Source organism: Brevundimonas sp., from assembly GCF_032017145.1.
Classification (GTDB): domain Bacteria; phylum Pseudomonadota; class Alphaproteobacteria; order Caulobacterales; family Caulobacteraceae; genus Brevundimonas.
Genome location: NZ_DALZQC010000006.1, coordinates 16,744 through 40,792 on the forward strand (window position 1 = coordinate 16,744; position 24,049 = coordinate 40,792).

General features: G+C 68.4%; 22 protein-coding genes. 13 read left to right on the top strand and 9 right to left on the bottom strand.

The annotated features are described in order from the left end of the window. The first annotated feature begins 13 nt into the window (after positions 1–13). Entirely contained in the window at positions 14–568 is a 555-nt protein-coding gene (locus tag RTU05_RS01900; RefSeq protein ID WP_312595212.1) for a DUF2939 domain-containing protein, read from the top strand. Positions 569–607: 39 nt separating this feature from the next. Here the strand turns inward: RTU05_RS01900 and alaS are convergent, their stop codons facing one another. From alaS to RTU05_RS01915, 3 genes are all read right to left on the bottom strand, one after another. Further along, positions 608–3,253, bottom strand: coding sequence for an alanine--tRNA ligase (gene alaS / locus RTU05_RS01905; protein WP_312595214.1), 2,646 nt, complete (start codon positions 3,251–3,253; stop codon positions 608–610). Between the two features lie 271 nt (positions 3,254–3,524). Beyond that, on the bottom strand, positions 3,525–4,391 hold the full coding sequence (locus RTU05_RS01910; RefSeq protein WP_312595216.1) for a pirin family protein: 867 nt from the start codon (positions 4,389–4,391) through the stop codon (positions 3,525–3,527). A 37-nt stretch (positions 4,392–4,428) separates the two neighbouring features. Next, the gene (locus tag RTU05_RS01915) at positions 4,429–5,025 is read right to left on the bottom strand and encodes a hypothetical protein (RefSeq protein ID WP_312595218.1); all 597 of its coding nucleotides are present in this window, start codon (positions 5,023–5,025) and stop codon (positions 4,429–4,431) included. 206 nt (positions 5,026–5,231) lie between these two features. On the opposite strand from RTU05_RS01915, the gene sdhC reads away from it, so the two are divergent. Genes sdhC through RTU05_RS01955 form a run of 8 tightly spaced genes read left to right on the top strand, consistent with a single transcriptional unit; the run spans position 5,232 to position 11,739 of the window. Further along, a complete protein-coding gene (gene sdhC, locus RTU05_RS01920) occupies positions 5,232–5,696 on the top strand; it encodes a succinate dehydrogenase, cytochrome b556 subunit (protein WP_312595220.1) in 465 nt (154 codons plus the stop codon). Further along, complete coding sequence (gene sdhD / locus RTU05_RS01925) at positions 5,693–6,097, top strand: succinate dehydrogenase, hydrophobic membrane anchor protein (RefSeq protein ID WP_312595222.1); 405 nt, start codon at positions 5,693–5,695, stop codon at positions 6,095–6,097. The genes sdhC and sdhD overlap by 4 nt, the downstream gene beginning before the upstream one ends. Before the next feature lie 8 nt (positions 6,098–6,105). Then, positions 6,106–7,890: a succinate dehydrogenase flavoprotein subunit gene (gene sdhA / locus RTU05_RS01930; protein ID WP_312595224.1), complete on the top strand. Its 1,785-nt coding sequence runs from the start codon at positions 6,106–6,108 to the stop codon at positions 7,888–7,890. Positions 7,891–7,917: 27 nt separating this feature from the next. Further along, positions 7,918–9,378, top strand: a complete 1,461-nt coding sequence (creD, locus tag RTU05_RS01935; RefSeq protein WP_312595226.1) for a cell envelope integrity protein CreD — start codon at positions 7,918–7,920, stop codon at positions 9,376–9,378. Beyond that, on the top strand, positions 9,378–10,172 hold the full coding sequence (locus RTU05_RS01940) for a succinate dehydrogenase iron-sulfur subunit (protein ID WP_312595228.1): 795 nt from the start codon (positions 9,378–9,380) through the stop codon (positions 10,170–10,172). The genes creD and RTU05_RS01940 overlap by 1 nt, the downstream gene beginning before the upstream one ends. Positions 10,173–10,226: 54 nt before the next feature. After that, on the top strand, positions 10,227–10,547 hold the full coding sequence (locus RTU05_RS01945) for a 2Fe-2S iron-sulfur cluster-binding protein (RefSeq protein WP_312595230.1): 321 nt from the start codon (positions 10,227–10,229) through the stop codon (positions 10,545–10,547). Between the two features lies 1 nt (position 10,548). Continuing rightward, positions 10,549–11,352: a kinase gene (locus RTU05_RS01950; protein WP_312595232.1), complete on the top strand. Its 804-nt coding sequence runs from the start codon at positions 10,549–10,551 to the stop codon at positions 11,350–11,352. A gap of 18 nt (positions 11,353–11,370) precedes the next feature. Beyond that, complete coding sequence (locus RTU05_RS01955) at positions 11,371–11,739, top strand: PilZ domain-containing protein (protein WP_312595234.1); 369 nt, start codon at positions 11,371–11,373, stop codon at positions 11,737–11,739. A gap of 7 nt (positions 11,740–11,746) precedes the next feature. Here RTU05_RS01955 and RTU05_RS01960 read toward each other — a convergent pair whose 3' ends face one another. Together RTU05_RS01960 and RTU05_RS01965 are read right to left on the bottom strand one after the other, a co-directional pair. After that, on the bottom strand, positions 11,747–12,595 hold the full coding sequence (locus RTU05_RS01960) for an HAD family hydrolase (RefSeq protein WP_312595236.1): 849 nt from the start codon (positions 12,593–12,595) through the stop codon (positions 11,747–11,749). A gap of 41 nt (positions 12,596–12,636) precedes the next feature. Then, a complete protein-coding gene (locus tag RTU05_RS01965; RefSeq protein WP_312595237.1) occupies positions 12,637–13,155 on the bottom strand; it encodes an S-type pyocin family protein in 519 nt (172 codons plus the stop codon). Between the two features lie 113 nt (positions 13,156–13,268). On the opposite strand from RTU05_RS01965, the gene coaBC reads away from it, so the two are divergent. Together coaBC and dut are read left to right on the top strand one after the other, a co-directional pair. Further along, complete coding sequence (gene coaBC / locus RTU05_RS01970; RefSeq protein ID WP_312595239.1) at positions 13,269–14,498, top strand: bifunctional phosphopantothenoylcysteine decarboxylase/phosphopantothenate--cysteine ligase CoaBC; 1,230 nt, start codon at positions 13,269–13,271, stop codon at positions 14,496–14,498. Next, the gene (dut, locus tag RTU05_RS01975; RefSeq protein WP_312595241.1) at positions 14,495–14,953 is read left to right on the top strand and encodes a dUTP diphosphatase; all 459 of its coding nucleotides are present in this window, start codon (positions 14,495–14,497) and stop codon (positions 14,951–14,953) included. The genes coaBC and dut overlap by 4 nt, the downstream gene beginning before the upstream one ends. A 150-nt stretch (positions 14,954–15,103) precedes the next feature. Here the strand turns inward: dut and RTU05_RS01980 are convergent, their stop codons facing one another. Next, complete coding sequence (locus tag RTU05_RS01980; protein WP_312595242.1) at positions 15,104–16,054, bottom strand: DMT family transporter; 951 nt, start codon at positions 16,052–16,054, stop codon at positions 15,104–15,106. Between the two features lie 7 nt (positions 16,055–16,061). Further along, entirely contained in the window at positions 16,062–16,586 is a 525-nt protein-coding gene (gene secB, locus RTU05_RS01985; protein ID WP_248120615.1) for a protein-export chaperone SecB, read from the bottom strand. A 210-nt stretch (positions 16,587–16,796) separates the two neighbouring features. On the opposite strand from secB, the gene timA reads away from it, so the two are divergent. Both timA and RTU05_RS01995 read left to right on the top strand, forming a co-directional pair. Further along, positions 16,797–17,435, top strand: a complete 639-nt coding sequence (gene timA, locus RTU05_RS01990; protein WP_312595292.1) for a TIM44-related membrane protein TimA — start codon at positions 16,797–16,799, stop codon at positions 17,433–17,435. After that, complete coding sequence (locus RTU05_RS01995) at positions 17,435–18,562, top strand: MltA domain-containing protein (RefSeq protein ID WP_312595245.1); 1,128 nt, start codon at positions 17,435–17,437, stop codon at positions 18,560–18,562. Before timA ends, RTU05_RS01995 begins: the two co-directional genes overlap by 1 nt. 23 nt (positions 18,563–18,585) lie before the next feature. On the opposite strand, the gene RTU05_RS02000 is transcribed toward RTU05_RS01995, so the two are convergent. Continuing rightward, a complete protein-coding gene (locus RTU05_RS02000; RefSeq protein WP_312595247.1) occupies positions 18,586–19,053 on the bottom strand; it encodes a universal stress protein in 468 nt (155 codons plus the stop codon). 83 nt (positions 19,054–19,136) lie between these two features. Further along, a complete protein-coding gene (locus tag RTU05_RS02005) occupies positions 19,137–24,002 on the bottom strand; it encodes an NAD-glutamate dehydrogenase (RefSeq protein WP_312595249.1) in 4,866 nt (1,621 codons plus the stop codon). Between the last annotated feature and the right edge of the window lie 47 nt (positions 24,003–24,049).

Below are 24,049 nucleotides of genomic sequence, written 5' to 3' on the forward strand. Positions count from 1 at the left end.
CGAAGGAGAGGTCATGACTCGCAAGATCGTAATCGGGGCCCTCATCGCCGGGATCGTCGCCCTGGCCGTCGCCCTGTTCGTCTCGCCCTTCCTGGCGGCGCAGGGGATCGTGCGGGCGGCGCGGGCCGGGGATGCGGCGGCGCTGGAGCGGCAGGTTGATTTCCCCGCCTTTCGCGCCAGCCTGAAAAGCGAACTGAACGCCCGCGCGCGACTGGAAATCCGCGAACGAGCCAAGGGCGACCGGGGGCTGGCGGCTCTGGGGATGTTGCTGGCGCCGTCGCTGGTGGACGGGGCTGTCGACAACTTCGTCACGCCGCAGGGGGTCGCCGCCCTGGTGCGGTCCGGCGAGACGCCGGAACCGGAACGGCCTGTGCCGGCCGACGACACCCCCGCCGCGCCCAAGGACAAGGTGCGCCAGTCCTGGGCCTATCGCGGGCTGAACCGCTTCGCCGTGACCCTGACGCGCGACGACAAGCCCGAAGAGGAACTGGTCTTGATCCTGGAGCGTCGCGGGCCGTTCAGCTGGAAGCTGGCCGGGGTCGATCTGACGCCCGACCCGATGATGTGATGCAGCGGCCCCCTTCCGTCGGAAGAGGGCCTTGTCGGTTCAGCCCAGCGCCGCTCGCACCGCCGCCAGACCATCCTCGGCCTTTGATCCGTCCGGTGCGCCGCCCTGGGCGAAGTCGGGCTTGCCGCCCGCGCCCTGACCGCCCATGACCAGAACGGCGGCGCGGGCCAGGTCGGCGGCGTTGACCGTGCCGGTCAGGTCCGAGGTGACGGCGACGGTGACGGCGGCCTTGCCTTCGGTCACACCGATCAGGGCCACGACGCCCGTGCCGACCTGTTTCCTGAAGTCCTCGGCCACGCCGCGCAGCCCCTTGCCGTCAACACCGTCCAGGACGCGGGCGATCAGCTTGACGCCGTTGATCTCCTCCGGTGCGGAGGACGCGCCCGAGCCGCCGCCCAGGGCCAGCTGCTTCTTCAACTCGGCCACCTGTTTCTCCAGCGTCCTGACCGACCCTTGCAGGGTCTCGACGCGGGCCGCCACATCCAGCGGCTGGATCTTGAAGTCGCGGGCCAGGTTGCGGGCGACCCTGGCCTGACCTTCCAGATAGAGGCGCGCCGCCTCGCCGGTCAGGGCCTCGATACGGCGGACGCCGGCGGCGACGCCGGTCTCCTGAACCACCTTGAACAGGCCGATGTCGCCCGTGCGGGCGACGTGGGTGCCGCCGCACAGTTCGACCGAATAGGGGGCGTTGTCCGAAACCAGCGAACGGCCCAGGGTCAGGACGCGTACCTCGTCGCCGTACTTCTCGCCAAACAGGGCGATGGCGCCGGCCTCGATGGCGTCTGCGGGGGCCATCAACCTGGTTTCCGCCGGGACGTTCTGGCGGATCACGGCGTTGACCTCGGCCTCGATGGCGGCCAGCTCGTCCTCGGTGACCGGGGCCGAATGGCTGAAGTCGAAGCGGGCGCGCTCGGCGTCGACCAGTTGGCCCTTCTGCGCCACCTGCGGGCCGAGGACATTCTTCAGCGCGGTGTGCAGCAGGTGGGCGGCCGAGTGGTTGGCGCGCGTGGTCAGGCGTTTTTCGGCGTCCACGCTCTGCGCCACGCGGGCGCCGATCTGGAGCTTGCCAGCCGTGATCTGGACGGACAGGACGTGCAGGTCGCCGGCATGTTTCTTGACGTCCAGCACCTCGGCTTCACCGCCGGGCCATTCCAGCGTGCCTTGGTCGCCGGTCTGGCCGCCGCTCTCGGCGTAGAAGGGCGTCGTGTCGAACAGGACCTCGACGATGTCGCCCGCTTCTGCCGCCTCGACGGGCGCGCCGCCGTTCATGATGGCCAGAACCTCGCCCGACCCTTCGACAGCGTCATAGCCGGTGAAGACGGTCGGCCCCATGCGGTCGCGCACGGCCAGCCATTCTCCGGCGTTGGCCGTCTGGCCCGAGCCCTTCCAGTTCTCGCGCGAGCGCCGGCGCTGTTCGGCCATGGCGGCCTCGAAGCCGTCGACATTGACCGAGAAGCCGCGACGACGAGCCTCGTCCTGGGTCAGGTCCAGCGGGAAGCCATAGGTGTCGGACAGGGTGAAGGCGGTCTGGCCGTCCAGCATGTCGCCGGGCTTGAAGCCCTGAACCGCCGTGTCGAACAGGGTCATGCCGCGTCCAAGCGTGGTGCGGAACCGGATCTCTTCCTGCTTCAGCGTGTCCTCGATGAAGGGCTGGGCGCGGGCCAGTTCGGGATAGGCGTCGCCCATTTCCGCGACCAAGGTCGGGACCAGGCGATGCATCAGCGGGTCGGCCGCGCCCAGCAGGTGGGCGTGGCGCATGGCGCGGCGCATGATGCGGCGCAGCACATAGCCCCGTCCCTCGTTCGACGGCGTGACGCCGTCCGCGATCAGGAAGGACGACGAGCGCAGGTGGTCGGCGATGACCCGGTGACTGGCCGCGCGCTCGCCCTCGGACCTGGTCGAGGTGGCGTCTTCGGACGCGGCGATCAGGGTCTTGAACAGGTCGGTCTCGAACACCGAATGCACGCCCTGGAGGACGGTGGTCATCCGCTCCAGACCCATGCCGGTGTCCACGCTGGGCTTGGGAAGGTTGCGAACGATCTGGTCGTTCTCCTTCTCGAACTGCATGAAGACGTTGTTCCAGATCTCAACGTAGCGGTCGCCGTCCTCGTCCGGGCTGCCGGGAGGGCCGCCGGCGATCTTGTCGCCGTGGTCCCAGAAGATTTCGGTGCAGGGACCGCAGGGACCGCTGTCGCCCATGGCCCAGAAGTTGTCGGCGCCGGCGATGCGGATGATCTTGTCGTCGGAGAAGCCGGTGACCTTCTTCCAGATCGCGGCGGCCTCGTCATCGTCGATATAGACGGTGACCAGCAGGCGTTTGGCGTCCAGCCCGAAATCCTGCGTGACCAGTTTCCACGCCCGGTCGATGGCGTGTTCCTTGAAATAGTCGCCAAAGGAGAAGTTGCCCAGCATCTCGAAGAAGGTCAGGTGCCGGGCCGTATAGCCGACGTTGTCCAGGTCGTTGTGCTTGCCCCCGGCGCGCACGCATTTCTGTGAGCTGGTCGCGCGCGGATAGGGCGGCTTGGCGGCGCCGGTGAAATAGTCCTTGAACGGCACCATGCCGGCGTTGACGAACAGCAGGGAAGGGTCGTTCTGCGGCACCAGCGGAGCCGAGTGCACCTTCTCGTGACCGTCGGCCGCGAAATAGTTCAGATAGGTGGCGCGGATCTCGTTCAGGCTGGGCATGGGCAGGTCTTCGGCTCGGCGGTCGCTAAGGAACCGGCGTCATATAGGGTTTTGGCGAGGAGCGCATCATCTGCACGGGGAGAGGCGCGCGAGCCAGAGAACACGATGTCTCCTCCCCGCTTTGCGGGGAGGGGGACCGCGAAGCGGTGGAGGGGTTCTGAGCGCCTCACGGCCCCTGATCGGTGACGCTCCGAAGAACCCCTCCGTCACGGCGCTGAAGAAGCGCCGCGCCACCTCCCCGCAAAGCAGGGAGGAGACGGAAGCGCCCGTCTCACACCCTCGGGGGCGGGCCGAATTTGCCGGATTGGTAGTCCTGGACCGCCTGGATGATCTCTTCGCGGGTGTTCATCACGAAGGGGCCGTGGCTGAAGACCGGCTCGCCGATGGGTTCGGCGTGGCCCAGCAGGACGACGGCGTCCGACGGGGCGGTGATCTCAACCGCATCGCCGTCGCCCAGGGCGGTCAGGTTCCATTGCGGCACGGCGGTTCCGGCGACGGAGACCTCGCCCTTGACGACGTAAAGGAAGACGTTGCGGCCGGGCGCGACCGGCGTCTGGAACGTCGCGCCGACGGGCAGGCGGACGACGGCCAGATGGATGTCGATCAGCGACTGGATCGGCGCTTTGACGCCCAGCCATTCGCCGGAGACCGGCTCGACCGTGACGCCGGCCTCGGTGACGAAGGTCGGAATGTCGGATTTCTGCAGGCCCACATAGTCCGGCTTGGTCATCTTCAGCCGAGACGGCAGGTTCACCCACAGCTGCAGGATCTCCATCGGCCCGCCGTCGCGCTTGAAGGCGGCCGGGGACAGTTCGGCGTGGATCAGGCCGGAGCCGGCGGTCATCCACTGGATGCCGCCCGCCTTGATGATGCTCTCCCCGCCGCCGGAATCGTTATGGGCCAGTTCGCCGTCCAGGATGAAGGTGACGGTCTCGAAGCCTCGGTGCGGATGGGGACCGAACGGCAGGCCCGCATTGCCGGGGGCATAGGTCTGGGGCCCGTGGTGGTTCAGGAAAAGGAAGGGATCGATCTGGTCCACGCCGGGGCCGGGCACGGGGCGGCGGGTGGTCAGATCGCCGATGTCGTCGCGAACGGCGGGGTGCAGGCGAAGGACGGGGCGGGGCGGGATCTGTGTCATTCGTCACATATAGGGTGGCTAATTCACGGCCGCCAGCCTAGCCGGGGCGGGCGACAGTCACCGGGCGCGCGCGGCCGTTCTGGACCAGTTCGCCGCTCCAGCCCCGGCCGACGGCGCGCAGATGCAGTTCCCCGCCCGCCAGCGGCACCACGGCGGCGGCGCCGTCGAAACCGGCCGGACCGGCCGGACCTTCAGCCGTCGACGCCCCCCGCGCGTCCAGCCGACGCCAGGCGCCCTCGATGCGTCGGCCCTCGCCCCGGTCGGTCAGGGCGAAGGACAACAGCGGCCTGCCGTCGGCGTCCGCGACCCGCCAGCGTCCGTCCAGCGGTCCGGAAAGACGGTCGGCGTCGATCTCGGCCTGGGCCACGCCCTGGTCGTAGGCGGTCTGCCCGTCGCCAGGGCTGACTTCATAGTCGCCGGCGTAGTCCTCCACGACCACCGGCGCGGTCAACGGGCTGCGTCGCCAGTCGCCGCCGGCGTCGCCCTGGGCTTCGACTTCCCGGCCGAAGTCGGACGGCGGTTCGAACGGCCGGATCACGGGGGCCTGATAGGTTTCGGGCGTGGCGTCCAGAAGCCCCGCGGCTTGGGGCGCCTGCGCCAGGGACGCTGTGGCGAGGAGGGCGAACAGGATCATGCATCCACCCTGCCAAATCGCGGGACCGATCGCCTAGAGGCGGCCGGCCTTTGCGCGAAAACGTGATTCGGACGAACGGCAAGGGTTGGAGACGCAACAATCGCCCCTTCTGGCCAGCCGTGCGTTGACACCGGCCGCCTGGGGTCACAAAAGCCTTCGCAACCGCACACGGCGATTGAATTCATTCGCTTTTGAGAACCATTCGCATGACCCAGCCCAGCCCGAAGCCGGGTGGCGCCTCCAGCGACCGGACCGGTCGTTTCGTCACCCAACCGAACGGTCACGTCACGCCGCTTTCGCCGCACATGAGCGTCTGGCGCTGGCACGTGACCATGGCCGCCTCCATCCTGTTTCGCGCGACCATCATCGCCGCGACCGTGGGCGTGCTGTTCGTGGTCGGCTGGCTGGGCGCGATGGCGTTCGGGCCGGAACATTACGCATCCTTCCTCGGACTGGCCGGATCGCCGCTGGGTCTGTTTGTCGGCTTCGGCCTGACGGCGGTGCTGTTCTCCTTCATCCTGAACGGCGCGCGCCACACCTATAACGACACGGGCAACGGGCTGACGCTGGCGTCGGCCAATCTGCTGTCCAACATCGCGGTCTGGGCGCCGGTCCCCCTGGCCGTGCTGTTCTGGGTCGTCCTGTTCGCCACGGGGAGGGTTTCGCTGTGAGCGGCGCCGCCAAGTTCAAGAACAACGTCAAGGTTTCCGAGCGCCATGGCGCCGGCGAATGGCTGACCGAGCGGGTGCTGTTGATCGCCCTGCTGCCGCTGGGCCTTTGGGTCGCCTCCACGGGCTTCACGCTGGCGGGCGCCGGCTACGACGCCGTTCTGGCCTGGTTCGCCAATCCGCTGAACGCGGCCCTCATGGCGATCACGGCGGTGGTCTTCTTCGGCTATCTGAGCCTGGCTTGGAAGGTGATCCTTGAGGACTATGTGCCGAACGCGGGGACGCGCGGCCTGCTGGTCGCCCTGCTGAACATCGTCTTCGTCGTGCTGGCCGCCGCCAGCGTCTTCTTCATCGTGCGGCTGGCGCTGGGCTCGGCGCCGCTGCCCGCCGGCTTCGGAGCCTGAATAGACCGATGGCTGCTTACGAACTTATCGATCACGAATACGATGTCGTCGTCGTCGGCGCGGGCGGCTCGGGCCTGCGCGCCGCGCTCGGCGCCGCCCAGCAGGGGCTGAAGGTCGCCTGCGTGACCAAGGTCTTCCCGACCCGCTCGCACACCGTCGCGGCGCAAGGCGGCATCTCGGCCTCGCTCGGCAATATGGGCGAGGACAGCTGGCAGTGGCACATGTACGACACCGTCAAGGGGTCGGACTGGCTGGGCGACCAGGACTCCATCGAATATCTGGTCCGCAACGCCCCCAAGGCGGTCTATGAGCTGGAACACTGGGGCGTGCCATTCTCGCGCACCGACGAAGGCAAGATCTATCAGCGCGCCTTCGGCGGCATGACCCGCAACTTCGGCGAAGGCCCGGTGCAGCGCACCTGCGCCGCCGCCGACCGCACCGGCCACGCCATCCTGCACACCCTGTACGGCCAGTCGGTCCGTCGCGAGGTGAAGTTCTTCGTCGAATATTTCGCGCTGGACCTGATCATGCAGGACGGCGCCTGCACCGGCGTCACCGCGCTGCAGCTCGACAACGGCCAGCTTCACCAGTTCCGCGCCAAGATGGTGGTTCTGGCCACCGGCGGATACGGTCGCGCCTACTTCAGCGCCACCTCGGCCCACACCTGCACCGGCGACGGCAACGCGATGGTGCTGCGCGCCGGTCTGCCGTTGCAGGACATGGAGTTCGTCCAGTTCCACCCGACCGGCATCTATGGCGCCGGCTGCCTGATCACCGAGGGTGCGCGTGGTGAGGGCGGATACCTGACCAACTCGGAAGGCGAGCGCTTCATGGAGCGCTATGCGCCGACCGTGAAGGACCTGGCCCCGCGCGACATGGTTTCGCGCTCCATGACCATCGAAATCCGCGAAGGCCGCGGCGTGGGTCCCAAGAAGGACCACATCTTCCTGCACCTGGATCACCTGGATCCGAAGATCCTGCATCAGCGCCTGCCGGGCATTTCCGAAAGCGCCAAGATCTTCGCCGGCGTGGACGTGACCAAGGAGCCGATCCCGGTCCTGCCGACCGTCCACTACAATATGGGCGGCATCCCGACCAACTATCACGGCGAGGTCCTGACGCTGAGCGACGGCGACCCCGACAGCGTGGTTCCGGGCCTGATGGCCGTGGGCGAGGCCGCCTGCGTCTCGGTGCACGGCGCCAACCGCCTGGGCTCCAACTCCCTGACCGACCTGGTGGTGTTCGGCCGCGCGGTCGGCCTGCGCTGCGGCGAGGTGGTGGACAAGGCGTCCGCCGTACCGTCGGCCCCCAAGGCGCAGATCGACGCCCACCTGGCCCGACTTGACCGCTTCCGCTACGCCGACGGCTCGACGCCGACCGCCGAACTGCGCCTGTCGATGCAGCAGGCCATGCAGGCCGACGCGGCGGTGTTCCGCACCGGCAAGACGCTGGAAGAAGGCGTGCAGAAGCTGCGCGCCATCGACGCCGCCGGCGCCGACATCAAGACCACGGATCGCGGCCTGATCTGGAACACCGATCTGATGGAGACGCTGGAGTACGACAACCTGATCGCCCAGGCCGTGGTCACCATCGAGGGCGGTCTGAACCGAACGGAATCGCGCGGCGCCCACGCCCGCGAGGACTATCCCGACCGCGACGACGTGAACTGGATGAAGCACACCCTGGCGTGGAAGCGTCCGAGCGAGACCGTCCAGATCGACTATCGTCCGGTCCACAACTACACCATGACCGACGACATCGCCTATATCGAGCCCAAGGCGCGGGTGTACTGATCCGCCATGGCCCGGCCGCCTTCAGACGTGCAGCCTGATCCCGCGTCGCCCTTCGAGGTGAGCGCGGCGACGGCTGCGCGTCTGGCCGTGGCCAGGTCCGCGCCCCGGCGTTCGCTGGGGCTGAAACTGCTGCTGGTGTGCGCCCTGGCGCTGCTGATGAGCATTCCGGCGCTGTTCGTCTTCGGCCTGTTGATGGACCGCAGCCACCGGGCGGAGCGGGTTGCGACAGAGGTCGGCGACCTGATGGGCGGCCAGCAGACCTTTTTGGGGCCGGTCATCGCCGTGCCGTTCAGCCGCACGACCAGCGGGCCGTCCAACACGCCTGGCGGGCCGGTAGTCCAACCCAATGTCGTGCGCCAGGAGACCGGCGTCTGGTACGTCTTCCCGACCCAGGGCCGGATCGACGTCGATACCGACTCCGAGGTGCGCAAACGTTCGCTGTTCCGCGTCGCCGTCTATGAGGCCCAGGTGGCCTATTCCGCCCAATTCGACCTGACCCGCGCCGGTTCCGAGGCGCCCAGCGGCACCGTTCTGGACTGGAGCCGGGCCGAGATCGTGGTCGGAGCGTCCGATGCGCGGGGCGCCCGCTCCGACATCGCCCTGAAGATCGGCGACCGCGCCGTCGTCCTGACGCCCTCCACCCTGGAGTCGACCGTCAGCCTGATCGGCGATCCCGACTCCGCTCGCCGCGACGGACCGCGCCAGGCGTTGAAGCTGTTCGGCGCGCCCCTGACCCTGGCCGCGCGTTCGGGTCTTTTGCCGGTGTCGGGCCGCGCGACCTTCTCGGGCGCGCAACGGGTATCGGTCCTGCCGTTCGCCGGCACGACCGAGGCTGGCATCAAGGGCGACTGGCCCCATCCGTCCTACAATGGCGGCTTCCTGCCGACCAGGCGCGAGGCCGCCGACGGTCGTTTCGACGCCAGCTGGAGCGTGCCCTTCGTCGCACGCGGCATTCCGGCCGAGGGCGACGCCAACGCCCTGGCCCGCCTGGGCGCGGCGGATCTGGCCGTCAGCTTCGTGGAACCGGCCAATCCCTATCAGTCGGTCAGCCGATCGCTGAAATACGCGCCCATGTTCATCGGCCTGGTCTTCCTGGCCTTCTTCCTGTTCGAGACGACCACGGGCCGCCGCGTCCACCCCGCGCAATACATCCTGATCGGCCTGGCGCAGGTCATCTTCTACATGCTGCTGTTGTCCATCGCCGAGCACACCGGGTTCGACATCGGCTTCGGTCTGGCCGCGACAGCCACCGTGGCCCTGATCTCGGCCTATGCCGGATGGACCTTCGACAGTCGGCGGCAGGGCGTGCGCGCCCTGATCGCCTTCACCTTCCTTTACGGCCTCATCTATGTGCTGATGCGGCTGGAGGACTACGCCCTGCTGGTCGGCGCCCTGGCCAGCTTCGCCGCGATCTTCGCGGTCATGTATTTCACTCGCAAGCTTGATTGGTACGGCATCACCGGCGCCGCGACCAAGGACATATCCTGATGGTTCAGCTCACTCTCCCCAAGGGTTCCAAGCCGACGACGGGCAAGGTTCACAAGGCCGCGCCGGGGTCCAAGGACGTCAAGACCTACAAGGTCTATCGTTACGACCCCGAGGTCGACGCCGATCCGCGCTGGGACGTCTATGAGGTGCCCACCAGCGACCACGGCCCGATGCTGCTGGACGCCCTGATCCACATCAAGAACACCATCGACCCGACCCTGTCGTTCCGGCGGTCGTGCCGCGAGGGCATCTGCGGCTCCTGCTCGATGAACATCGACGGGCGCAACACCCTGGCCTGCACCAAGGGCTGGGACGAGTGCTCTTCGCACAACATCACCATCGCCCCCCTGCCGCACCAGCCGGTGGTCAAGGATCTGGTGACGGACCTGAGCCTGTTCTACGCCCAGTACGACTCGATTCAGCCCTATCTGCAGTCGGACGAGCCGGACCCCGAGAAGGAGCGTCTGCAGACCCCGGCCGAGCGCGAGAAGCTGGACGGCCTGTACGAGTGCATCCTGTGCGCCTGCTGCTCGACCTCCTGCCCCAGCTATTGGTGGAACCAGGAAGAGTATTTGGGCCCGGCGGCGCTGTTGCAATCCTATCGCTGGATTGCCGACAGCCGCGACGACGCGACCCAGAAGCGTCTCGATGACCTTGAAGACCCCTTCAAACTGTATCGCTGCCACACGATCATGAACTGCGCCCAGGTCTGCCCCAAGGGTCTGAACCCGGCCAAGGCCATCGCCGAGACCAAGAAGCTGATGGTCGCCCCCAGCCGCAAGAAGGCGGCCTGAGGATCGGACGCCGGAGGGCCTTGCCTCCGGCCCACCCTCGGTTAGGAGCGGCGCATGGCCAAGATCACCTACATTGAACACGACGGGACCGAGCACGCGGTCGAGGTCAAGAACGGCCTCAGCGTCATGGAAGGCGCGATCCGCAACAATGTGCCGGGCATCGACGCGGACTGCGGCGGGGCCTGCGCCTGCGCCACCTGCCATGTCTATGTGGACGAAGCCTGGCGCGAGGCGACGGGCAAGCCCAGCGCCATGGAGGAGTCCATGCTGGACTTCGCCGAAGAGGTCGAACCGAACAGCCGCCTGTCCTGCCAGATCCGGGTCTCGGACACGCTGGACGGCCTGATCGTGCGGCTGCCGGAAAACCAGCACTGACATGGCCCGGGTCGATCCCGGGCTGGTCGAGATCATCGGTCGCTGGATCGAACAGGCGGATGGGAATGCGCCGCCGCCCATTCTGGGCGTCGCCGGGTCGCAAGGGTCTGGCAAGTCGACCCTGGCGAAGGTCGTCGCCGAACGGTTCGGCTGTGCAGCCCTGTCGCTGGATGACGTCTATCTGACCAAGGCCGAACGTCAGGCGCTGGCGGCCAGCGTCCATCCGCTGTTCGCCACGCGCGGTCCGCCGGGAACCCATGACCTGGCTCTGCTGAACCGGGTGCTGGATCGGTTGCGACGCGCCGGACCGGGCGACGCCACGCCCCTGCCGCGTTTTGACAAGCTGGCGGATGATCGGGCGCCAGCGGCGGACTGGCCTGTGTTCGAGGGGCGACCCGCCGCCATCATTCTGGAGGGCTGGTGCCTGGGCGCCCGGCCTGAGACGCCCGAGAGGCTGACGGCGCCCATCAACGACCTTGAGCGGGTCGGCGACGCCGACGGGCGTTGGCGGCGTGAAATCAATGATGGACTGGCGCGAGACTATAGACTGCTGACAAAGCGGCTTGATCGACTGATCTTCCTGCGCGCGCCCGACTTCGGGGGTGTGCTGGATTGGCGCGGGGAGCAGGAGGCCGGGCTGTTGGGCGTGCGCGAACTCTCGCCGGACCGTCGCGCCGCCATCGCCGATTTCGTTCGATTCTATGAAAGGTTGACGCGGCACATGCTGGACGGCGGAATCGTCGCGGATCTGACCGTCACGCTTGACCGAGACCGCCATCCCGTCGCCTTTGCGGGTCGTCTGTAGCGTTTCAGAGTATGTGGCTTGTTCGGGTTCAAACTCAGGCGCGGCGAACCGGGACGCGCCCAGACGGGACGCGAGGATCGTCGCCTTCATCCGCGCAGACTGGTCAATGTCGCCGGCGTGGTGTCCGCACCGGGTCTGGAGATGGCCTGCATCATCATTGACCTGTCGGACGGCGGCATGAGGCTGCGTCTCGACCGGGGAACCGCCCTGCCCGCCGAGATCGCCGTCATCGATGTGGCGGAGGGCATCGCCTATCCCGGCGTCCTGGTCTGGCAGCGGCGGCACGAAGCCGGATTGCGCCAGACCGGCGCCGTTTCGCTGCGTGGACTGGTTCCGGCGCGTCTGGCGGGCGCACGCGACGCCTGGCGGCGCGCGGGCGGGCGCTGATCGTGGATCAGAGACCGGCGGGCATGGTCCCGGCGTTGATGGCGATGCGGCCGACCAGTCCCTTGACGATCAGGTCCAGGGCCGAACCCTCGCGGTAATCGGCGGCGGCGACGAAGTTCACCCGATCCTCGGAGATCAGGGAATAGACCTTCTTCTGGTCCTTTTCGTTCGAGCGCGGGTCATAGACGGCGATGGAGAAGCCGCCCTTGGTGTGCATCATCTTCATGGTCGGTACATCGGTGTCGCCGTCACCGATGAAGATCATTCGCTCGAACGGCACCGGGCGCTCGTCGTCGGGAATGAAGTGGTTGATCCGCTCATGCTCCCAATGGTTGTTCACGCCCTTGTTGATGCGGAACAGATACTGGGTCTTGGTGGTGTAGTTGACCCCCACCGCAGGCCAGGCGGCCTCGCCCCTGTCGTCATAGACATAGTGGGAGGCGAAGACGTGCTTCAGCGCCGGGCGGATCGGCGTGCCCTCGATCATCTCCTCCAGCCCGGCGGAGATGATGTAATGCTCGATCTCCAGCCCGTAGCGGGCGCCGAACTCATTGATCCGGTCGAACCAGCTGAGGTCTTTCAGCCCCTCGAACAGGGCGACCTCGCGGCCGTGGTCGTGCAGGGTCTCACGCGTCACCGGGGCGCCGTTCTTGCGCGCATGGTGCAGCATCAACTGCATGTACATCAGGATGCCGTCGCCATCGGCCTCCTTGGTCAGACGCTCGGCCTCTTGCCAGAAGGCGCCGATGTCCATGCCCACCGAAGGGATGAAGCTGACCTCCTGCATGTTGCCCCGGGCCAGGGTGCCGTCGAAATCATAGATGAGGGCGGTTTTCAGCGGGGCTTTGTCGGCCATGAGGCGGCATCCGATGCGTCAGTCGAACCCCGCCCTCTATATCAGCCCGCCGCCCCCGTCGATTGGCGCCGCTGGCCGAAGGTGGGGGCCGCCGTCTTCTGCTCGTCCCAATAGGCCGCGCCCGTCGTCGGTTTGAACATGGTGCGCGGCGTGCCGTTGCGCGCCACCACGGCGAAGGTGTTGGTGGATGCCTGATAGAGCAGGGTGTCGCCGTTCGGGCGTTTGACCGTCTCCACATCGCGCGGCGGCTTGGTGGTGAAGGCCGTCACCTTGGCCAGATAGTCCTCGGCCGAGCGGGCCCCGAAGTCGGCGCCGTTGCGGTCGTAGAGACGGGCGATCTTGGCGTCGACCGTCTCGCGACGGTTGGCGGTCAGGACGGGCTTCGGCTCGGCCGCGGAAGCCGTTTCGGCAACCGATCCAGCCGTGTCCGCCAGAGCCATGGGCTTGGCCTCGGTCGAGCGATCACGCGTCTCCACCGCCGAAGATCGGTCGCAAGCCCCCACGGCCAGCAGCAATCCGCCCAGCGCCAGCGCAACCACGCCCCTAATCGTCGTCTTCATTTTCGCGCCCCTCCCTATACCCGCCCAACGCGACGAAACCACAACTTTGCCGTTCGCGCAATGTTCCGACGCGCCGTCTCGACGCGGTCATGGAGGATCGCTAGACCTGAGCCATGGACAGCCGCGCCCTTTCCCATCGCAAGATCCTGCTGATCGTCGGCGGCGGCATAGCCGCCTACAAGTCGCTGGAGCTGGTGCGGTTGATCGCCAAGGCGGGGGGCCAGACGCGGGTGATCCTGACCGAATCCGGGGCCGAGTTCGTCACCCCCCTGTCGCTGGCGGCGCTGTCGGGCCATCCGGTGCGGTCGGGTCTGTTTCATCCCGAAGAAGAAACCACCATGGGCCATATCGAGCTGTCGCGCTGGGCCGATCTGGTGGTCGTGGCCCCGGCGACGGCGGGCCTGATCGCCAAGGCGGCGAACGGTCTGGCCGACGATCTGGCCTCCACCACCCTGATCGCCACGGACAAGCGGGTGCTGCTGGCCCCGGCCATGAATGTGCGGATGTGGCTGCATCCGGCGGTGCAGGCCAATGTCGAGCGGCTGAAGGCTTTCGACGGTTTCCACGGCGTCGCGGTCGTGGGGCCGGACGACGGCGAGATGGCCTGCGGCGAATACGGGCCGGGCCGGATGGCCGAGCCTGCGGCCATTCTGGACGCCATCATCGGCCTGACGGGGGGCGCTGCCGGGCGGCCTCTAGCGGGCAGGAAGGCGGTCGTCACCGCCGGGCCGACATTCGAGCCGATCGACCCGGTGCGCGGCCTGACCAATCGCTCCAGCGGCAAACAGGGCTACGCCATCGCCGCCGCCCTGGCGGAACTGGGCGCGGAGGTGACCCTGGTGTCCGGTCCGACGGCGCTCGGCGCGCCGCCCGGCGTGACCCGCGTGGATGTGGAAAGCGCGCTGGAGATGCAGGCGGCGACGCAGGACCAACTGCCCGCCGATATCGCCGTATTGTCCGCCGCCGTCGCCGACTGGCGCGTGGACATCATCGCGGGCGGAAAGATCAAGAAGGGACCGGGCGGCCCGCCGACTCTGGCCCTGATCGAAAACCCCGACATCCTGGCCGGGATCGCCGCGCCCGGCCCGAACCGCCCCCGTCTGGTGATCGGTTTCGCCGCCGAGACGACCGATCTGGAGGCCAATGCGCGGGCCAAGCTGTCGCGCAAGGGCTGCGACTGGATCATAGGCAATGATGTGTCCGACGATGTGTTCGGATCGGACGGCAACGCCGTTCTGCTGGTCACCGCCGACAAGACCGAAACCTGGCCGCGCCAGTCCAAGACCGCCATCGCCCGCGCCGTCGCCGCCCGCATCGCCGACCACTTCAAGGCCCCTGAATGACCGAACCCACCACCGTCCAGATTCAGCGCCTGCCTCACTCTGAGGGTCTGCCCCTGCCCGCCTATGAGACGGCTGGATCGGCCGGCATGGACCTGCGCGCCGCCGTGCCCGAGGACCAGCCGATGATCCTGGCGCCCGGCCAGCGGGTTCTGGTGCCCACCGGCCTGAAGATCGCCCTGCCGCTGGGTTACGAGGCCCAGGTGCGCGCCCGCTCGGGCCTGGCGCTGAAACATGGCATCATCTGCCCCAATGCGCCTGGCACCATCGACAGCGACTATCGCGGCGAGTGCGGCGTCATCCTGGCCAACATCGGCGCCGAGCCCTTCGTCATCCGCCGGGGCGAACGCATCGCCCAGCTGGTGATCGCACGGCATGAACGCGCCGACTGGATCGAGGTCGAGACGCTGGACGAAACCGCACGTGGGACGGGCGGGTTCGGGTCGACGGGGCGGTAGGCCAGCCCCCTTTGCATCTCCGTCATCCTCGCCCTTGTGGCGAGGATCCATACGCTTAGTGCATCCGTGCGGCATACCGGTGTCGAGACCGGGCTTATGGATCCCAGGGACAGGCTCTGGGATGACGCAACAGCGATTGAGAAGGGGCTGCTAAACCGGCGGCGCGGTCGGCTGGATCAGGGCGGCCTTTCGGCGGATGTGTTCGCGCCAGGCCGTGTAGAGACCGCTGCCTGCGATCAGGGCGGCGCCGGCCAGGGTGCTGAATGTTGGGGTCGTGGACATCAGCCACCAGCCGAAGACGATGGCGCCGACGATCTGCAGATAGTCGAAGGGCGCGACCACGGCGACCGGCGCCTTCTGCAGCGAGGCGGTCATGAACAGCTGGGCCAGGCCGCCGGCGATCCCCGATCCGACCAGCAGCGCCACGGTCGTGGGCGAACGCCAATGGCCGACGATGGGCAGCAGGATCGCCCCCACGATCGACGAGCCGACGAAGAACCAGAAGACGATGGCGGCGACGTGTTCGGTGTCGCGCAACTGGCGAAGGGTGATGGTCACCCCCGCCGTCAGCAGGGCGGCGACCAGACCGAAGGCGATGCCCTGGATCGGCACGGCGTGATCCACAGAACCGGGCCGCATGACGATGACCACGCCGACGAAACCCACGGCGACTGCCGCCCAGCGGCGCGGGCCGACCGCCTCCTTCAGGATCAAGAAGGACAGCAGGGTGGCGAAGATCGGGGCGGTGAAGCTGAGGGTCGTGGCGTCGGCCAGAGGCAGCAGCGTCAGGGTCTGGAACACGCACAGGATCGAGACGATGCCCAGGGCGCTGCGGCCGACATGGGCCAGGGGCCGGCGTGTTTTCAGGCTCGTCAGCCCGCCCGGCTGGGTCAGCACCCAGGCCAACACCACCGGCAGACCGAAGAAGGCGCGGTAGAACAACATCTCCGGCGCCGCCACGCCGTCCAGCGACGCCCGTTTCAGCACCGCCGCCATGATCGAGAAACAGCCCGCCGCCGCGATCCGCAGGGCGATGCCGCCGGCGATGTCCTCGCCGGCGGCTAGGGTTGGTTCGCGTCCCGGCCGTTCAGGCGCGGGCACGGCCGGCTCAGGCCTGGCCGGTTTCGACCGGCTGCTGGGCGATCTGCTGCTGGCGCGCGATATAGATGGCCGCGAAGTCGATGGGGTCCAGCTGGAACGGGGGATAGAAGCCGCCGTCGGCCGTGGCGCCCGAGATGATCTCGCGCGCGAACGGGAACAGGTAGCGCGGGCATTCGATCAGCAGCAGCGGCTCGATATCCTGCTCCTGCACATTGGCCAGCTGGAACAGGCCGCCATAGACCAGTTCCACGTGGAACACCGGCTGGTTCTCGTGGGTCGCCTTGATCGACAGCTTCAGGTCCAGCTCGAACAGGCCGTCCGGGCGGCCCTGGGCGGCCATTTCGACACCCAGGTCGATGGCGGGCTTGCCGTCGATGCGCAGGGATTCCGGGGCGCGCGGGTTCTCGAACGAAAAGTCGCGGACGTATTGGGCCAAGATGCGGAAGCCGGGGCCGGCGGGCTGGCCCTGCTGAGCTTGGGCCTGATCGCCTTGTTGGGGTTGGCCTTCGGCAGGGGGGGCGGCGTCGGTCATGGAGCGGTCTTTGAAGCGGTTTCGGGAAACGGATGGCGGCCGATAAGGCGGCAATGAGGCGCCGCGACTACCATGCCGGGACGCTTGGCCGCAATGTCGCGCGCGCGATTGGGGGCGCGGTTCGCCTTGCCTCGCCCTATATGACACCCTAATCACGCCAGACAGCCGTCCGGCGCGCCCGTCGCCCGCTACAGGAATTCCGCCTTGAACCTGCCGGTCCAGTTCCAGATCGTCGTCTTCGCCGTGATCGCGGCCATCGTCCTGTTCCAGCTCTACAATGTGCTGGGCAAGCGGGTCGGGCGGCAACCGCAGGAGGACGCCAAGGCGGCCGTGACCGGCCCGACGCCGAACGAGACGCCGGCGGCGCCCGCCATCGACCCCGCCACCCTGGCCTCCATCGCCACCCTGAAGGCGCGCGATCCGGCCTTCGATCCGGCGCGCTTCCTGGACGGGGCGCGCCAGGCTTATGAGACCATCGTGCGCGGCTACGCCTCGGGCGACCGGGCGGCGCTCAAGCCCCTGCTGAAGCCCAATGTCATGGCCTCTTTCGAAGCCGGCATCGCGGCGCGCGAGACGCGCGGCGAGACGGAATCGGTCGAGTTCCTGTTCCCGCCCCGGGCCGACCTGGAGGGTGCGACGGCCGAGGGCGACCGGGCGGTGGCCAAGGTGCGTTTCCTGGCCGAACTGCGAAGCCGGGTCACCAAGGCCTCGGGCGAGACGGCCGATTCCGAGGCCGGCGAGCCGCTGGTCGAGGAACGCCGCACCGCCGAACACTGGACGTTCGAGCGCACCCTGGGCGCGGCCGATCCGAACTGGGTCCTGGCGCGCGTCGAGCCGGCCAACGCCTGATGCCCGGCCCGAGAGGTCTGGGCGGCGGATCGCTGGGCCTGGCCGGATTGATGGTGCTGGCCGCCTGTTCGTCGGCGCCCATGACGCCGCAGCGGCCGACGCCGGGCGCGATCCCCGGCGGGCCGGTCCCCTATACGCCGGCGCCCAACCCGAGCGGACCGCCGCCGACGCCGTCCAACGCCTTGAGCCCCGCTGTCCTGCCCGGATGGAACGACGAGGATCATCTCGCCGCCTTCCGCGCCTATGTGGACGGGTGCGGCGCGGCGCGTGACGACGTCGCGCGCAGGGTCTGCGCCCGCGCCAAGGCCATGGCGACGACCATGACCCTCACCCCGTCGGACGCGCGGGCCTTTTTCGAGGCCAGTTTCAGCGCCGTGCCGACGGCGACCGCCGACGGGCGGCCCGGCCTGCTGACCTCCTATTTCGCGCCCGAATATCCGGCGCGCCGCCGCCCGGACGCGGAGTTCTCGGCGCCCGTCCTGCCCAAGCCCGCCAATCCGCGCGCGGCGGGCGACCGGGCCTATATCGAATCCGCCGCACGGACCGATCAGGCCCTGGCCTGGATGCGGGCCGAGGACCTGTTCTTCCTGCAGATCCAGGGCTCTGGCTATCTGACGTTCGAGGACGGGACGCGAGGACGCGCCGCCTACGCCGCCGACAACGGCAAGCCGTTCGTCGGCATCGCCCGGCCGATGGCGCAGCAAGGGCTGCTGCCCCAGAACGGCACATCGGGCGACGCCATCCGGGGATGGCTGGCCGACCATCGGGGCTATCAGGCCCAGGCCGTGATGGCGCTGAACCCGCGCTACATCTTCTTCCGTCTGGACCCGGACGATAACGGCCATCCGGCCGGCGCGGCCGGCGTGCCCCTGACCGAACGGCGGGCCATCGCGGTCGATCCGGCCCACTGGCGCTATGGCGAACTGGTCTGGCTGGAGGCCGACGGCGGCAATCTGCGCGGCGCCAGCGCCAGCTATCGCGGCCTGGCGATGGCGCTGGACACCGGCTCGGCCATTCGCGGCCCCGTGCGGGCCGACCTCTATATGGGGCGCGGCGACGCCGCCGGGGCCGAGGCGGGGACCGTGCGCCACCCCTTGCGGATGTGGCGTCTGGTTCCGAGGGGCTGACCGCCCTCCCCGGTTCCTGAACCCTAAGCCAGGTCCTCGATCTCGTCCTCGGTCAGTTCTCCGGGAACGATGGTGACGGGCAGTTTGCGGCCGCCGATCTGGGCGCCGTGCTTGATGATGGCCGAAACCAGAGGGCCGGGCCCGCGCGAGCCTGCGCCGGCCGCCAGGACCAGGATCTTGATGTCCGGGTCGGCGGCGACGACCTTTCTGATGGCGCCCTGAGCGTCGCCGGTCTCGATCAGGAAGACGGGCGCGGCGCCCGAGCGGGCCATGGCCTCCTCGCCGAGACGATTGAGCAGGCCCTCCGCCTCTTCTCGTTGCTGGCGGGCGATCTCCTCGCGCGCGCCCGACCAGTGGGCGTCGCTGTCGGACGGCAGGACGCGCAGCATGACCACGCGCCCGCCCGTCGACTTGGCCCGACGCGAGGCGAAGCGCAGGGCCGCCTCGAACTCGGGACTGTCGTCGACGACGACGAGGAATTTTCTCGGCATTGCGGCCTCCCCAGCCTGAACGTCGGACGAGAAGAGGCGGCTGAACGGGGCTTCCGTCAAGCCGCCTCTGGCTCAGGCCCGCATCAGCCCCGCGTCGCGGCCGAGGCCAGGTCGCGGATCGTGGCGTTGGCGATGGTCAGCTTGGCGAAGGTCCAGCCCGAGCCGGACTGTTCGATCTCGTCCACCGAGGCGCGCACGCCCTCCACCGCCGACTGTTTGGAGCCGATCCAGGCGTCCACGGCGCCCTCTGCCGCATCCTCGCTGACGCCGACCGATGGATCGGAGGCGCCGGCGACGGCGCGGGTCAGGGCGGCCTGCTCGTTCATCAGGTCCTCGATCAGGCGACGGACGGCCAGACGGTCGAAATGATCCGCAGACGGAATGGAGCCGGCGGCGGCGCGCAGGCGGTCGAAGTCGAAGGCCGCCCCGACCTGGTGATACAGGCGCGCCATGGCCGCGACCGGCCAGCCGGTCTCCTGCGCCAGGTCGCCGATGTCGGAGGCGGCGACCAGCGGCCGCATGATGGCGATGCTGCGCACCAGATCCTGAGGCGCGCCCATGTCGGCGAAGGTCTTGACCCGCGCCTCCAGCCGCCCCTGTTCGAACCGCGACAGCACCGGCGCGCCCTCGGCCTGAAGGGCGTCGGCGATGGGGCGGTAGCGGTCGATCAGCCCCTGGACCGAGACGCCGGTCTTGGCGCGACGGGCCATCCAGAAGGTCTGGCGGCGCAGAACCACGGCGATCTCGCGATAGAGGGCGGTCTGAGCCTCGGCCGAAATCTTCAGGTCCAGGGCGGACACGGCGTCCCACGCCTGGTCCAGGCGGAAGACCCGGCGCGCGGCCTCGAAGGCGATGGTCAGGGCCGTCGTGTCGCATTCCGCCGAGCCGCGCAAGCGGTCGGGGAAGGTCGGGCCGCACATGTTCACGACCTCGTTGGACATGACGGTGGCGATGATCTCGCGCCGCAGCCGGTGGCTCTTCATCTCCGGCTCGAACCGGGCCAGGGCGTCGGGGAAGTATCGGACCAGGATCTGTTCGAAGAACGGATCCTCGGGTGCGCTCGACGCCACGATCTCGTCGGACAGCTCCAGCTTGGCGTAGGCCGTCAGGACGGCCAGTTCAGGTCGGGTCAGGGCGACATCGGAAGCCATCATTTCCCTGACGCGGACGTCGTTGGGCAGCCCCTCGACCTTGCGATCCAGCTTGCCGCGCGCCGACAGCGCCTGCATGAACCGTTGCTGGGCGTCGAGGGCGCCGGCCCCTTCCGCCTGTTGCAGGGTCAGGGCCAGGGTCTGGTCGTAGTTGTGCGCCAGAACCTTCAGACCCACCTCGTCGGTCATCGATGCCAGAAGCGGCGCGCGCTCTTCCATTGGCAGGACGCCGTTGGTCACGGCCGAGCCGACCAGGATCTTGATGTTGACCTCGTGGTCGGAGGTGTCGACCCCGGCCGAGTTGTCGATGGCGTCGGTGTTGATGCGGCCGCCGGTCTGGCCGAACACGATCCGACCGGCCTGGGTGAAGCCCAGGTTGGCCCCCTCGCCCACCACCTTGACGCGCAGTTCGTCGCCATTGATCCGCAGGGCGTCGGTGCCCTTGTCGCCGACCTGGGCGTCGGTCTCGGCGGGCGATTTCACATAGGTGCCGATGCCGCCCAGATACAGCAGTTCCGTCGGCGCCTTCAGGATGGCGCGGATCAGGCTGACCGGGTCCAGAACGTCGTCGGCGATGTCCAGCGCGGCCTTGATCTGGGGCGTCAGTTGGATGGACTTGGCCGCGCGGGAGAAGACGCCGCCGCCCTCCGAGATCAGGGCCTTGTCATAGTCCTGCCAGGACGAACGCGGCAGGTCGAACAGCCGCTTGCGCTCGGCCCATCCCGTCACATGATCCGGGTTCGGATCAATGAAGATGTCGCGGTGGTCGAAGGCGGCGACCAGGCGCGTGGCCTTGGACAACAGGGCGCCATTTCCGAAGACGTCGCCGGACATGTCGCCGACGCCGACCATGGTGAAGGGTTCGGTCTGGATGTCCTTTCCCATCTCGCGGAAGTGGCGCTTGACCGCCTCCCAGGCGCCCCGGGCGGTGATGCCCATGCCCTTGTGGTCATAGCCGACCGACCCGCCAGAGGCGAAGGCGTCGCCCAGCCAGAAGCCGTAGGAGGCCGAGACGCCGTTGGCGATGTCGGAGAAGGTCGCCGTGCCCTTGTCGGCGGCGACGACCAGATAGGGATCGTCCTGCTCCCAGGCGACGACATTGGCCGGACGCACCACCGAACCGTCGGCGGCGATGTTGTCGGTGATGTCCAGCAGGCCCGACAGGAAGGTGCGATAGGCGCGGATGGCCTCGCCCTGGATGGCCTCGCGATCCGTCGTGCGGGGCAGTTGCTTGGGATAGAAGCCGCCCTTAGAGCCGACCGGCACGATGACGGCGTTCTTGACCTGCTGGGCCTTCACCAGACCCAGGACCTCGGTGCGGAAGTCGTCGCGGCGGTCGGACCAGCGCAGGCCGCCGCGCGCGACGGGGCCGAAGCGCAGGTGGACGCCCTCGATATGCGGCGCCCAGACGAAGATTTCGCGGAACGGCTTGGGCAGGGGCAGGTCGTCCAGCTCGCGCGAGGCGATCTTGATCGAAATGTGCGGCTTGGGCTGACCGTCGGCGTCCAACTGGAAATAGTTGGTGCGCTTGATCGCGCCGATCAGGGCGGCGATGCGGCGCAGCGCCCGGTCGTGATCCAGGCTCTTCACCTCCTGGAGCAGGGCGGCGATCTTGCCTTCCAGTTCGGCGACGGCCGAGGCGCGGTCTTCGGTCGATCCGCCGGCGGCCGGGTCGAACTTGGCCTTGAACAGCGACAGCAGGGCGCGGGCCACGTCGGGATATTCGCGCAGCGCCTCTTCCTGCACGGTCTGGGACGGATCGAGGCCCGTCTGCTGGCGATAGTGGGCCAGGGTGCGGATCAGGGCCGCCTCGCGCCATTCGACGCCCAGTTCGATCACTAGACGATTGAAGCCGTCGCTTTCGTTGCGACCGGTCCAGACGGCGGCGAAGGCGTCCTCGAACGGCCCCTTCACATCGTCGAAGACCAGGGCCTCGCCGCGCGGATCCTCCATCAGGAATTCGTGGATGTGGATCTCGGTGTCGCCCAGCGGACGGATGGCGTTGCCGTATTCCTCAAGCGTCTTCAGCCCCATGTCGGCCAGGATCGGCAGGACGTCGGACAGGGGCACGGCCGAGCCGCGACGATACAGTTTGAAGCGGAACTGCAGGCGGCTGTCGTCCGGGGTGCGGAAGGCGCGCACGGCGACGGGCTCCCCCTCCCCCGGCGCGCCGGTGTCGTTCAACCGTGTCATGAACTGCAGGTCCACCGCCGCCTCGTCGGCGTCGTAGCGGTCGCGATAGCCCGCGCCGAAGGCCCGCGCCCATTTGGCGCTGATCGGCCCAACCGAGACCTCTTCCACGCCCGAACGGCGCAGGCCCGCCTCGAACCGATCGACCCAGCCGCGCCCGGCCTCTGCGACGTCAGCCTCAAGCTGGACGGGATCTGGGATCGGGTGATCGCCGGGCGTCACGCCGATGATGTAGTGGACCCGCACCAGGGGCGCGTCGGACAGTTGCGGATACCAGGCCGAGATGCGGCCGCCCCAGGCGCGGGCGACGATCTGGCCGATCCGCTCGCGCACCGCCGCGTCGAACTTCTCGCGCGGGATGAAGCACAGGACCGAGACGAAGCGGTCGAACGGGTCCTGGCGCGAGAACAGGCGAATGCGCGGCCGGTCATACAGATGCAGTATGCCCAGGGCGATGGACAGCAGTTCGTCCTCGCTGATCTGGAACAGCTCGTCGCGAGGATAGTTCTCGAGTATGTTCTTCAGGCGTTTTTCATTGTGGCTGCCCGGCGCCTTGTCGGCGCGGGCCAGGGCGTTGGCCACCTTGCGACGCAGCAGAGGCACCTCGGTCGCCAGCTGGTCGTAGGCCTCCGACGTGAACAGGCCGACGAAACGGGTCTCTCCCGTCGCCTTGCCGTCCGCGCCGTAACGCTTGACCCCGACATAGTCCATGTAAGCGCGGCGATGCACGCGCGAGCGGGCGTTGGCCTTGGCCACCGTGACCGGCTCGGACAAGTCCAGCTGGCGGCGCATCTGATGCGTCAGGACCGCCGGCTCGGACGCGCGGCGCAGCACGGTGCGCTCGGGGTCCGCCAATATGCCCAGGCCCTGGCCGGACTGGCTCAGGGGCGCCTCGGCCTCGTAGTCGCCGCCGGCGGTGCGCGGATAGTCGTAGTCGCGCGCGCCCAGGAAGACGAAATGATCGCTCTTCAGCCATTTCAGGAAGGCGATGTTCTCGTCCAGCACCGCCTGATCGACGGCCGAGGGCGGGGTGGCCTCCAGACGCTGGACCGCCTGGCGCATCAGTCCGGTCATGGCCTCATGATCGGCGACGGCGGCGTGGACGTCGGCCAGGCTCTGGGCCAGGCCCTCGCCCAGGACGTCGCGACGCTCCTGCGGCACGCTGTCGATGACCAGCATGATGATCGACAGGCGACGGCCGTCCAGATCGACCACCGGGTGGAACAGGGCGCGCACCGAGACGGCGGCCTCGGCCAGGGCGCCCATGACGCTGTCGACCAGGAAGGGGGCGTCCGCCTGGACGATGCGGACCAGGTCGTAGTCCAGCGCCTTGCCGTCCACCCCATGCATCGGACCGACGGTGATGGCCGGCGCCGCTGCGTCGGCGCCATAGGCTTTGGCCGCCGTCCAGGACGCGGCCAGCAGGGCGGCCAGATCCTCGCCGCCCAGTTCGGGCGTCTCGTCGGCGGCGTAATCCTCGTACGCCTGGGCCAGATAGACCTTTTCCGTCGCGCCGGGTCCGGTTCCGACGATCCGGGCGAAGGCCGCCTCCAACGCGGCCTCGGTGATCGGCTGGACGACGGGTTGGCGCAGATCGGGGGCGGTCATGGACGAGCAGTCTCGAACAACGCGGCGGGGCCGCTGGAGAAGCGGCG

What these genes read in the sequence shown, in the direction of transcription:
- RTU05_RS01900 (WP_312595212.1), top strand. Translation starts at nt 14, where the DNA reads ATGACTCGCAAGATCGTAATCGGGGCCCTCATCGCCGGGATCGTCGCC.
- alaS (WP_312595214.1), bottom strand. Translation starts at nt 3,253, where the DNA reads ATGCCCAGCCTGAACGAGATCCGCGCCACCTATCTGAACTATTTCGCG.
- RTU05_RS01910 (WP_312595216.1), bottom strand. Translation starts at nt 4,391, where the DNA reads ATGACACAGATCCCGCCCCGCCCCGTCCTTCGCCTGCACCCCGCCGTT.
- RTU05_RS01915 (WP_312595218.1), bottom strand. Translation starts at nt 5,025, where the DNA reads ATGATCCTGTTCGCCCTCCTCGCCACAGCGTCCCTGGCGCAGGCGCCC.
- sdhC (WP_312595220.1), top strand. Translation starts at nt 5,232, where the DNA reads ATGACCCAGCCCAGCCCGAAGCCGGGTGGCGCCTCCAGCGACCGGACC.
- sdhA (WP_312595224.1), top strand. Translation starts at nt 6,106, where the DNA reads ATGGCTGCTTACGAACTTATCGATCACGAATACGATGTCGTCGTCGTC.
- RTU05_RS01940 (WP_312595228.1), top strand. Translation starts at nt 9,378, where the DNA reads ATGGTTCAGCTCACTCTCCCCAAGGGTTCCAAGCCGACGACGGGCAAG.
- RTU05_RS01945 (WP_312595230.1), top strand. Translation starts at nt 10,227, where the DNA reads ATGGCCAAGATCACCTACATTGAACACGACGGGACCGAGCACGCGGTC.
- RTU05_RS01950 (WP_312595232.1), top strand. Translation starts at nt 10,549, where the DNA reads ATGGCCCGGGTCGATCCCGGGCTGGTCGAGATCATCGGTCGCTGGATC.
- RTU05_RS01960 (WP_312595236.1), bottom strand. Translation starts at nt 12,595, where the DNA reads ATGGCCGACAAAGCCCCGCTGAAAACCGCCCTCATCTATGATTTCGAC.
- RTU05_RS01965 (WP_312595237.1), bottom strand. Translation starts at nt 13,155, where the DNA reads ATGAAGACGACGATTAGGGGCGTGGTTGCGCTGGCGCTGGGCGGATTG.
- coaBC (WP_312595239.1), top strand. Translation starts at nt 13,269, where the DNA reads ATGGACAGCCGCGCCCTTTCCCATCGCAAGATCCTGCTGATCGTCGGC.
- dut (WP_312595241.1), top strand. Translation starts at nt 14,495, where the DNA reads ATGACCGAACCCACCACCGTCCAGATTCAGCGCCTGCCTCACTCTGAG.
- secB (WP_248120615.1), bottom strand. Translation starts at nt 16,586, where the DNA reads ATGACCGACGCCGCCCCCCCTGCCGAAGGCCAACCCCAACAAGGCGAT.
- RTU05_RS01995 (WP_312595245.1), top strand. Translation starts at nt 17,435, where the DNA reads ATGCCCGGCCCGAGAGGTCTGGGCGGCGGATCGCTGGGCCTGGCCGGA.
- RTU05_RS02000 (WP_312595247.1), bottom strand. Translation starts at nt 19,053, where the DNA reads ATGCCGAGAAAATTCCTCGTCGTCGTCGACGACAGTCCCGAGTTCGAG.
- RTU05_RS02005 (WP_312595249.1), bottom strand. Translation starts at nt 24,002, where the DNA reads ATGACCGCCCCCGATCTGCGCCAACCCGTCGTCCAGCCGATCACCGAG.